12 protein-coding genes are annotated in these 9,775 nt (G+C 54.9%); 3 read left to right on the plus strand and 9 right to left on the minus strand.

What is annotated here, in order from left to right; genetic code table 11:
* Positions 1-225 (minus strand): helix-turn-helix domain-containing protein (locus tag BR41_RS21360; protein ID WP_156970857.1); only part of this gene is annotated, 225 nt, incomplete at its 3' end.
* Between the two features lie 450 nt (positions 226-675).
* Here BR41_RS21360 and BR41_RS21365 point away from each other — a divergent pair.
* The 3 genes from BR41_RS21365 (at position 676) to BR41_RS21370 (ending at position 4,366) form a co-directional block, all read left to right on the plus strand.
* The gene (locus BR41_RS21365) at positions 676-3,189 is read left to right on the plus strand and encodes a GxGYxYP domain-containing protein (RefSeq protein WP_156970859.1); all 2,514 of its coding nucleotides are present in this window, start codon (positions 676-678) and stop codon (positions 3,187-3,189) included.
* Positions 3,190-3,828: 639 nt separating this feature from the next.
* Complete coding sequence (locus BR41_RS24445; RefSeq protein WP_156970861.1) at positions 3,829-4,098, plus strand: hypothetical protein; 270 nt, start codon at positions 3,829-3,831, stop codon at positions 4,096-4,098.
* Positions 4,091-4,366, plus strand: coding sequence for a hypothetical protein (locus BR41_RS21370; protein ID WP_035061389.1), 276 nt, complete (start codon positions 4,091-4,093; stop codon positions 4,364-4,366). The genes BR41_RS24445 and BR41_RS21370 overlap by 8 nt, the downstream gene beginning before the upstream one ends.
* 116 nt (positions 4,367-4,482) lie before the next feature.
* Here BR41_RS21370 and BR41_RS21375 read toward each other — a convergent pair whose 3' ends face one another.
* The 8 genes from BR41_RS21375 to BR41_RS21400 form a co-directional block, all read right to left on the minus strand.
* Positions 4,483-4,962: a hypothetical protein gene (locus BR41_RS21375; RefSeq protein WP_035061391.1), complete on the minus strand. Its 480-nt coding sequence runs from the start codon at positions 4,960-4,962 to the stop codon at positions 4,483-4,485.
* A gap of 1 nt (position 4,963) precedes the next feature.
* A complete protein-coding gene (locus BR41_RS23860) occupies positions 4,964-5,251 on the minus strand; it encodes a DUF6881 domain-containing protein (protein ID WP_084187511.1) in 288 nt (95 codons plus the stop codon).
* 21 nt (positions 5,252-5,272) lie between these two features.
* Positions 5,273-5,689, minus strand: coding sequence for a hypothetical protein (locus BR41_RS24450; protein WP_156970863.1), 417 nt, complete (start codon positions 5,687-5,689; stop codon positions 5,273-5,275).
* 201 nt (positions 5,690-5,890) lie between these two features.
* Entirely contained in the window at positions 5,891-6,424 is a 534-nt protein-coding gene (locus tag BR41_RS21380; RefSeq protein WP_051711572.1) for an SMI1/KNR4 family protein, read from the minus strand.
* Complete coding sequence (locus tag BR41_RS24455) at positions 6,417-6,890, minus strand: hypothetical protein (RefSeq protein WP_035061393.1); 474 nt, start codon at positions 6,888-6,890, stop codon at positions 6,417-6,419. The genes BR41_RS21380 and BR41_RS24455 overlap by 8 nt, the downstream gene beginning before the upstream one ends.
* Positions 6,891-6,963: 73 nt before the next feature.
* Positions 6,964-7,296: a DUF6572 domain-containing protein gene (locus BR41_RS21390; RefSeq protein WP_051711574.1), complete on the minus strand. Its 333-nt coding sequence runs from the start codon at positions 7,294-7,296 to the stop codon at positions 6,964-6,966.
* A 381-nt stretch (positions 7,297-7,677) separates the two neighbouring features.
* Entirely contained in the window at positions 7,678-8,187 is a 510-nt protein-coding gene (locus BR41_RS21395) for a hypothetical protein (RefSeq protein ID WP_035061395.1), read from the minus strand.
* Between the two features lie 10 nt (positions 8,188-8,197).
* Positions 8,198-9,775: DUF637 domain-containing protein (locus BR41_RS21400; protein ID WP_211251831.1), on the minus strand; the 1,578-nt coding region annotated here is incomplete at its 5' end.

A 9,775-nucleotide genomic window follows, 5' to 3' on the forward strand; every position in this document is an offset into this window, starting at 1 on the left:
GGCTTCCAGCGCGCTGCTGCTGCGTGCCGGAGAGTGCAGGGGTCGGCGGGAGCGATCCTGCAACCCGGCGGCGCCGTGTTCAGCGAAGCGGGCCAGCCATTTGTAGCCGGTCTTGGGGCTGATGTTGAAGGCGTGGCACAGCGCACGGACATTGGCGCCAGGGGCTTGGGCCAGCAAGACGAATTCGTGGCGTGAGGACATGGTGGAATACTCCTTCCAAGGCATCGCCTGCTCCTGTGAATGGTAAGGCGATGATCATAAAAGGTGTTACCCATGTCTCCCGACAAGTGTTACCTATGTCTCCCGGCTGAACACGCAGCGAAGCCCAACAATCTTGGCGATTCGCGCATGGCAGGCGTTGGGCTGCATTTCATTTAGCCCAACCTACGCGCTATCGCCGTTACGCTGCACAACGACGCAACCCGGCCTTGCTGCCGGCCCGCAGTCGTTTCCAGATGACGGACGTTGTTGTGGGCATCGCTTAGCTTCCTGCTCGAGCGCAATACCTTATTGATATTTCAGCAGAAAAGTTGCCGTCGGATGTCATGAAAGGGTTTTCATTAATGCCCCGGCCGCATTACTATGCACCAGAGTTGAAAGCGCTTTCATAAAGGCGACGCAAATTGAGAAGGCCTAAGCCTCCATTTGCTCAATCAAAACAACGAGGAGACGAAGATGAAGAAAACGGCTTTGCAAAGCCTGATTGCAGGCTTGGGTACGGGCATGCTCGCCGCTTGCGGCTGGGCATCCCAGGATTCCACCACCGCCTGCTATGCGGCATGGAACAGCGCAACCGCCTATAACAGCGGCGCCCAGATCAGCTACAGCAGCGTGAACTATACCGCCGCCTTCTGGACGCAGAACCAGAACCCGTCCACCAACAACGGCTCCTCGGGCAGCGGCCAACCGTGGATATCCAGTGGTGCCTGCGGCGCCATGCCGACACCTGCCCCGGCTCCCGCGCCCGCGCCCACTCCGACTCCAACGCCAACACCGGCACCTGCGCCGGCCCCCACGGGCTCCTGCACGCAGTATGTGAGCGGCCATACCTACAATACTGGCGACAAAGTCACCAACAGTGGCAACTACTACCAGTGCACGGTAGGCGGCTGGTGCTCGCAAGGCGGCGCCTACGATCCGGGTACGGGCTGGGCTTGGCAGAGCGCCTGGAACCAGATCACCGCCGGCCAGTGCGGCGGCACCGCGCCGACGCCCGCACCGACACCAACCCCTACGCCGACGCCGGCACCACCCCCCACGCCAACGCCGACAACCAAGATCACCTGGCCGGCCGGTCAGTTGTTGCCGAGCTTCCCTGCACCCGCGGCAACGCAGGATCTCATCATCCTGAACGCTGCGCCGACGGTATGGGCAGCTACAAGCTCGGCGGCCTCTCATGCCACCGGCCACAATGACGGCGATGGTTGGCTGTGCCAGACCGGCATCGACGCGCCCAACCTGTACATGGTCTACGGCCCCTACGACACCAATACGCCGTCCGGCCCGAATACCGCACACTTCAGTATCAAGATTGATAACAACACCGCGGACAACAACCCGCAGGTGGAGATCGATGTACGCGACGCCACCACCGGCGCGTCCTTGGCCTCGCAGACCATCACGCGCCAGCAGTTCACGGCCGCCAGCAGCTACGTCGACTTCCCGCTGGCCTTCACCATGCCGGCGGACGGCCACCAGTTGGAGCTGCGCGTGTACTGGATGGGCGGCGCCTACATCAAGGTCGCCAGCGTCAGCATCGACCGCAACAAGGGCCAGGACGACATGACGATGTTCGCCTCGCTCAAAGCGCTCGTGAACGCGACCCAGCCGCGCATCTTCTCCTACGAAGGAGATCAGTTTGCCGAAGGGCAGTACACCTGGCTGCAATCGCTGGGCCTGGGCTACAACTCGGTATCGAACAACTGGAGCTTGATCACCAAGTACAGAAGCGAGATATCCGGCCTGATCGTTTATGACGACACCCTGCGCGATACCATCAATCTGGCCGGCACGCTGGCTGTCGGCAGGAAAGCGCTGGTCGTATCGCCTTCTGAAGCGACAACGTTGACCGCCGCGCCGTACAGCCTGCCGATCCTGATGGATTTGCGCGGCAAATATGCCAACAAGCTGGCGGTCTACCAGGACCTCTACAACGTCTACTGGCCCAGCCTGACCCACAAGGTATTGTTCGGCCTTTCACCCACCGGTGTCCTCGCATCTTCGCGCGAGTATGCGGGCGCGATCGGCGCCGCAATGGTGTGGCTCGATCCGCGTGTGCCGGCCGAAAGCACGCTCTTGAACAGCTTCCTGTCGTCGATGGGCGCGGGCACGGTGTACATGGGATGGTGGCCGGAAGAGGGCTCGGGCGTGACCGCCGCCTCGCAATATGGCATCGCCACCGTCGCTTCCGACTACGCCACCAACCTCACGCTGCACAGCGGCATGCCGCGCACCGTGACGCCGAAGGCGATACCACCCACGCCGGCGCTGCAGAACAAGATCTACGTCGCCTTCATCCTTTCCGACGGCGACAACCTGCAGTACGTCGAGCATCTGGCGCGCAAACTATGGAACGATCCGGGCCGCGGCCAAGTGCCGATGGGCTGGACCATGTCACCGGCGATGCTGGATGCGATGCCGGGCGCGCTCAACTACTACTGGTCGACCGCAACCAGCAACGACGAGCTGCTCTCCGGCCCCTCGGGCTACGGCTACACGTACCCGAACAATTGGCCGAGCGAGACCCAGCTCGACCAGTTCGTCGCCAAGACCGACGACTACCTCAAGCGCGCGGGCTTCAGGGTGATCACGGTATGGAACACCATCATCGGCGGCATCAATGCCAACGTCGGCCAGAGCTATGCGACCAATGCGCCGTCGCTTTTGGGCCTCACCTCGCAGAATACCGGCGGCGGCCTGACGATCTTCGGCGGCAAGTTGCCCAGCGAGGCATTGACATGCAACTACTGCGCCACTGAGGACTACATCAAGAGCTTCATCGCTTCTGGTGCCAGCGGCTGGAACCGCACCTCGCCATTGTTCCTGGTCATCCAGGCGCAGCCGTGGCAGGGCGTGACGCCGAGCAGCTTCCTCGACGTGAAGAATTCGCTGAGCTCCGACTACGTGGTGGTGCGTCCCGATCACCTGTTCCAGCTGGTGCGGCAGGCGAACGGGCTTCCCGCGAACTGATAAACCGGTCCATCACCTTATCCAATAGACGGCCAATCGACGGAACCCCTGGCATGGCATCGCGCGCCATGCCGGGAGTTTCAAATGCCTTGCGTCGAGGCTGTTTCCGATTCGCCGATGAAACGACGGGGGTCCGAGCTATTTCGGCCGACACCGGATGTTTTACATCCGATGTCGGCAGTCTTTGGCGCAATGCTGGCCGTTTTTGATGCGCGGTCGGCAGTTCGAGGTGGAATGCCGGAGCGACAACGGGCGGGCCTGGGAGTTGTTGGCGGACGGGTGGGATTTTTTGATTCGCGGTCGCGAGTCGAATGGGTGTAGGGCAGTTTTAGATCGGCGTCGGCATCCGAATTTGACGGGCAAACGTTCTTGACCAAGCCGGAATGGGTGCGGAATACTTGAACCCGTTGCGCGAGTTGCGCAACCGGGACTGACAGCCCGTTCATCAAGGCAGACAAGCCGCTGCACGCGGTCGTTTTTTTGTCTGCAACACCTTCGCACGCCTTCTGCATTGGTGGGCCTAGGTGAGGGCACCTTCGGGTGCGCCGGTTCCTTGATGCCGGTCTGTCACCTTGCCTAGTGCCTGCCACCTCGTTGACAGCGGGATGGTGGGCCTCACCGCTCATCAAGGAGGCTCTTATGCCCAACTCCCCCCATAGCACCCCCGCACCACCCGACCCCGGTCATCTCATCGCACAAGCCCGTGATGGCTTCGCGGAGCTTGACCAGATTTTTACTATTCTCACTTCCCTGATCGACCAGCGCAGCGTCGGCTACCAATTAGCACGCGATGGCCGCCGACTTGCAGAGCGGCACCACACCGCAATGCTGGCATTGCCGCCGTTCGCTGATCGCCTAACGGCTTCACTCAGTACGCGTTACACGCGGATTGGAGGCGGTCATGGCTAATCCTCACGACCTACCAATCCCACCCAAGCCGGCCATCAACGATCTCAACAACATTGCCGACATCGGCCTAGATCGCATCGCCCAGTTAGGCAGCGTGTTCCGCGCAATGGTCAGCATCGCCGAGCCGGAATCTGATCTGCATGCGCTGGCGCGGGTGGGCGTATTCCTATCGGAGGAATGGCACTTCGGGCTGGATACAACCCGCTACGAGACAGTGCAACGGCTTTGGGTAACGCCAACCACGAATCGGATTACGGATCGGCGTTAGATTTGAGGGCATTGGGCCAGCGCTGAGAAGGCGCTGGCCTTTTTGGTTGTGTGGTTAACAAGCAATAAAAAGCCCCCGAATGCAATTTCCGGGGGCTGGTAGAACGGGAAAGCAAATCAAAAAACTATCAACCTGCCGCTTGGAAAGTCCCCTTCCCACCCGCAAGGAAAATGCCCTTTCAAATACCAGTAGGCTTGGCTCGCAAAGAAACCGGGGGGAAATACATCCGCAAACTCTGACTCCATGCACAAATGCAAAATATCCCATTGCACCGTATCAATGAATCCTTTCGGAAGCTGATTAGCATCGACAACGCCCTTCGTCTTTTGCAGTACTAGAGGCATGGTTGTTAGCTTCATCTCTCGTATGAGCGAATTCCACTCGCGGAAACGGGCGGCATCACGCTCGATCAATTTTGATCTGTATCGATTTGTAGCTTCCTGACAGAGAGACCCCCACTCTTCGCTCTCGCAACTTTCAACTGCATCTTTCCACGTAGGCACATACGCGACTTGCTCAGAGTCATGCCTGCCAACGTTTGTAAACCAGTCCACGCCGTCAAGTTCAGCTAATGTCGCAATGGTTCTTTGGTGCATATCAATTGTTACCCGATTTCACATGGTTTAGCCAGACTCGTTCAAATTCTGCTTGATCTATTTCAACAGGCTTGAATTGTGGATCAGTAGCAATTTCCGCCAAGGATGGAAGAGGCTCAGTGCTAAGGCCCGAACCTCCGCCTGAATCTGAGCGATTCGCAAAACCGATGCGCCCATCTGCATATATTTCCATCTTCCGCAACTCCCAACGCTCATCATCAATCTCGCTATAGATAAGCACCGGTTCTGATACAAAAGAATGAACCCACTTAATGCACATATAGTTCATTGTGGCACCCAGATTTACTTTTTAATCCGACGAGCTTAGGAAGTTTTCATAAACAACATCAGAAAGGGTCAACAAGTCCGTAGCGGTCTGTTGCCCCAGTTCGGGCCATGTAGTCACGATTTCCCTCTCCATATCGGCAAGCGATTTTTTCTTTTCATAAACACTCATTGCTTTCGTAGAGGTTAGAAAAAACCGGTTATGTTGATTTCGATTGAGCACCCATTGCGTCTTTCCTGAGAAGCCTTCAATCGCAGAATAAAGAAGCAGCGCAACGCGATCAGCATCATCTGGATGCACATGAAAAGACACGCAGAGCACTGAATCTGCCTCGTCATCACCGCGGGACAACATATACCAACCACGTGTTGCAATATGTGCCACCAGATCAAGAAAAATCTGCCCAGCTTTTGGCCTCGCGCTATACGGCCTGTGCGACATATCAGAACCCTCCTTTCTTCAGCTGTGGCACAGCGGGATTTTGTACAACAGACTCATAAGTTCGCCAAGTAAATCCATTAGGATTAAGTGTGAAAGAGAATAGGTGGAGGTGTATTTATTTGCATCGGCAACAGGAAAAGCGCGGAGTCCAACATTGGCGATTTTGCTACTAATGTTGGGCTGCATTTCATTTAGCCCAACCTACGCGCTAGCCTCATAGCTTAGAGGCAAGCTCGGAAAGCTTTTTGGGAAACAGTTGCAAACCAATTGGCGCTTCAGAATCTCGGTCAAGAACTCGCTTATTGAAAGATTAAAATCTTCCCACTCGGGGGAGCGCGCCTCGTTGACAACGATAGACCAGTCATCTGGGCGGCCTATCGTCCGCCAAAACAACAAGTCCCCGTTATCGGTAATACCAAATGGCAAAATGCCTTCCTGTTCAGGAAATGATTTGAAGGGCATAACCTCGCCATAGGTTTGTAGTTCCTCCAAGACTTTAGCTTGCGTCACAATCTGTCTTTCAAGGTTTAAGTTTTGGTTCTTGGAGAATGGATTAAAGATCCATAAAAACCGTCCTATGCACCCAGACCCATAAGTCTCAATGAACCTCTTGTAATCATCAGGAAGAGAAACGCCCAGCCGTTTCTCCACTGCGGCCCAGCCCCCCTCCGACGGCAACTCAGACGGATTGCTGGGGGGTGCAATTATTGCGACGAGATTATTTTCTTTATCCACGTTCAACGCGAATCAAATCGTCGTACTCTCCAAACTTGGGAAAGTCCGTATAGTTGTGCACAACATCAGCTGTTGTATTCGCCACCTCTACCGAGTGTGGATTAAAGTGCTCGCGTCGAATTTGAACCTCGCCATTTCTCCCAAAGATATAGGATGTTCCCGAGACCACCCTATCAGATTTTTTTTCAAATTCACGGTAGGTCGCCATTGTAAGAAATAACCTATCGGGTTCAACTTCTTGGAAGGCGTACGACAATGATTCCCGCAAGTGATCATCAAGAAAACTGACTCCCACAGCCTTTTCCGTAACCTCCAAGAAACAATAAGGACGTTCAGTAGAATCTAAAAGAGCAGTGTAGTACTGCTTGCGCCCGTGAGCCGCTTTCGCTTGTGCCTCCGTCCAAACCTCGGTCGGACGCTTTTTAGCGCGAAACCATGACTTACAAAAGAAAACGGGACGTTTCATCAATGAATCTCACCATTAACATCTCGAATCAATACCCCTGCTTTGTTAAGTCTGGGCAACTAATTTTTTGGCACTAGCAATTCTCGGGCAGCGCACTGTATGCGAACTCAACGCCCATCGCATCAAGTTGCTTCTTTGCTGCGCCCAAGAACCTTGAAGCTTCCTCACTCGGTTGATGCTGATATATGAGCTCTATCCGTATCGCGCGACCTTGAGAGTTTGGTAGCACCTCGAGGAACTGCCCACTCTTTATGAAGCTCAGGTACCTACCAATCTTCTTCTCCAAGAGTGCAAAATGCATACTCTCATCTTGCCAGTCCAAATGATCAGCAATGGTAAGAACTCCCTTACCATCACGCTTTGAAATTCCAAGACCATCTACCAAGCTGGAATCTTCAACAGTCATAATAAACACCTCTCAGGCAGGACAGAACAGTGTGAAACTCAACATTGGTGATTTGGCTGCCAATGTTGGCTGCATTTCATTTAGCCCAACCAACGCGCTATGCCCTAACGATTACGAAATAATATTTTCGTCCTTGATCCGCCATCAAAAATCCCCTGTTCATTCACCACCATTGTGTCAGGAAAAGAAAAGACACTCAGCAGAACCGGCAAATCTGGCTGTCCAATCAAAGTACATAGCCAACCATCTGGAGAATCCCTCCAAAGCGGCTCCCCTTTACTTGAATGTCCACGTGACAACAAATATTCCACGACCGGGATCAAATGCGAGTAAATCGGTGCATTTGGTGGAGAAAAAAGCTCAATGGCAACCTGATTTCCCTTATTCAATCAACAGGCCCTTCAGCTCAAAATCCAACAACTCATAGGGCTGCAATACATTTCCACCGACACGATCTACGGAAATGGTAATCCCAGCAGGTGCAATATCATCCCTTTTCATTTCTTCTGATTTCGAAATGAATCCATACGCGGTTGCAGACAACGGCCAGGGCAAAGAAATCTCAACTGCATCGGCCAGATTCAGCTCGGGGCGTCGCACCCGCTCATCAGCAACAAAATGTTGTGCAGCTTTCATAGCTTCAGAACTCGGCACATGCCCAACTTTATATCGTTCCGCAACCGGGTAAACGTCTACTCCTAGTCGCTTCAAGGCCTTTGCCAGCCAAAGCGACTCGACAATAGAAAGACTAACCCCCAGAAAGCCATCATCACCAACAGCCTGATCTGCACCTATCAAACGACCTACTGGATCGACTCTGCACAGCCTCGAAAATCGATCTTCCGCCAAGCGAAATTTCGACTTACAAATCAAATCAAACTTCTCTTCCATAACTATTCCTTTACGGGAAGGTAACAGTAACTCGATTGTTGTTACTCCATGCCTTCAGAAAATCTTTTGCAGACACACCGTACGCCCCTAACAAGGGATCACGAATGTATACGACACCGTTGCTAATGCTATCAACAACAACTGCATGCCCATTCACATTCGCAATGGCAGAGCCATTCTGACTAATCGAATCTCTAAGCTGAGACAACTTCAGCGAGTCACGGCTAAAGGTCGCAGTCAGACCACCGTTTTCCGGAATTGCTAAAGCACCGGGGATATTTCTGAAGGAAGCACCCTCACCGGACACCCAGCCAAGGTCACTTCTCAAATACGCTTCCGGAACCTGCAGCCCGATATCACTAATTTTCATTCGGCAAGCTGCGGCTACGCATGAGTCAGGTAGCGTTTGGGTGAAAATGGTTCCTTGCGGAGTGTATGCATATCGCTTCACTCCAACCCCAAAACCGACACCATTAATATCTTCAATCCCAGCTGCAATTTCAGCAGTCGACCCAAATGAAGTTTTCAGCATCGGCAACAACAAGCTGCTACCCAGCATCACCGGCGCTTCCAACGACTGAACGCTCGGGTCGCGATAGGCAACCTTCGGCAACGAAATATAGCCGGGGTCGCCCGGCGCAGCAGCAACGCCGTTCACCGGTAAGTTGATCGCAGCTTCCCCTGTGCCAATTACAACGTTGGCGCCTAATTTAAGCAGCTCAGTGCCCCGGTCAGGCGGCACATAGCCATCAAAGTTGTTCTGCTTGTAGCTGTTCACCGAATCTACAAACTGCTGGTATTTCTGATTGGCCGTCGCAATGCAGCCGAAATCCCCCGCGCATTGTGAAATCGCACTGGCATGCTGCAGGTCTGCCATATTTTCGATTTTCTTCAGTTGCGCGTCATCCGCAGCACTCGTCTGATTGGCCTCCGCAACGATCTTGGCGCGGTCGTTCAGCGATGCCTTGCTGTAGCGCGCATCGTAGGCATCCAGTTGCGGTTGGGTCAGGCGGTTGTTCGTGACCTCGTTCTGCGCCGCAGACATGGCGGTGTTGAGGTCTTTGCCGGTCGCTTCTGCAGCCAGCGCGCCAGCGATGACGGAAGTGCTGGTCAGCAGAATCTTGCTGCCCGTGGTGTATTCCAGCTGGCCCGTTTCCGGGTTGATCTGGGTGTCACCCTTGATCAGCGGGTTGACCAGTGCCGAGGCGGCGGCACCGATTGCTCCGCTGCTGCAGCTGCCACCCGTTACCGCTGCTGTCGCGCAGCCGAGTACGGCGTGAGCCAGCACATGACCTGTGCTGCCGGCTTCACCCCAGCTGTTTTCGTCGCCGTTGAACTTGGCCCCGATGAAGTTCGCCGCCAGCGCACTTTCATTCACAGCGAGGCTGTTCACGAACGCGGTCTTGAAGCTGCCGCCGTACACCACCGTTTGCACGCCGGCGCTGATGGCGCTGCGTTCAGCTGCACCAACGATCTTGCTGCCCCAGTCGGTGGCGGCAGAGAGGGTGACGGTGCCGTCGGAGGCGGTGGTGGCGGTGGTATCTGCCAGCGCGCCCGCGTTGCCGAGGTACTCGGTCGCGCCCATCGT

Origin of the sequence: Andreprevotia chitinilytica DSM 18519, from assembly GCF_000711875.1 — a bacterium.
Taxonomy (GTDB): domain Bacteria; phylum Pseudomonadota; class Gammaproteobacteria; order Burkholderiales; family Chitinibacteraceae; genus Andreprevotia; species Andreprevotia chitinilytica.

What these genes read in the sequence shown, in the direction of transcription:
- BR41_RS21370 (WP_035061389.1), top strand. Translation starts at nt 4,091, where the DNA reads ATGGCTAATCCTCACGACCTACCAATCCCACCCAAGCCGGCCATCAAC.
- BR41_RS24445 (WP_156970861.1), top strand. Translation starts at nt 3,829, where the DNA reads ATGCCCAACTCCCCCCATAGCACCCCCGCACCACCCGACCCCGGTCAT.
- BR41_RS23860 (WP_084187511.1), bottom strand. Translation starts at nt 5,251, where the DNA reads ATGAACTATATGTGCATTAAGTGGGTTCATTCTTTTGTATCAGAACCG.
- BR41_RS21365 (WP_156970859.1), top strand. Translation starts at nt 676, where the DNA reads ATGAAGAAAACGGCTTTGCAAAGCCTGATTGCAGGCTTGGGTACGGGC.
- BR41_RS24450 (WP_156970863.1), bottom strand. Translation starts at nt 5,689, where the DNA reads ATGTCGCACAGGCCGTATAGCGCGAGGCCAAAAGCTGGGCAGATTTTT.
- BR41_RS21395 (WP_035061395.1), bottom strand. Translation starts at nt 8,187, where the DNA reads ATGGAAGAGAAGTTTGATTTGATTTGTAAGTCGAAATTTCGCTTGGCG.
- BR41_RS24455 (WP_035061393.1), bottom strand. Translation starts at nt 6,890, where the DNA reads ATGAAACGTCCCGTTTTCTTTTGTAAGTCATGGTTTCGCGCTAAAAAG.
- BR41_RS21390 (WP_051711574.1), bottom strand. Translation starts at nt 7,296, where the DNA reads ATGACTGTTGAAGATTCCAGCTTGGTAGATGGTCTTGGAATTTCAAAG.
- BR41_RS21375 (WP_035061391.1), bottom strand. Translation starts at nt 4,962, where the DNA reads ATGCACCAAAGAACCATTGCGACATTAGCTGAACTTGACGGCGTGGAC.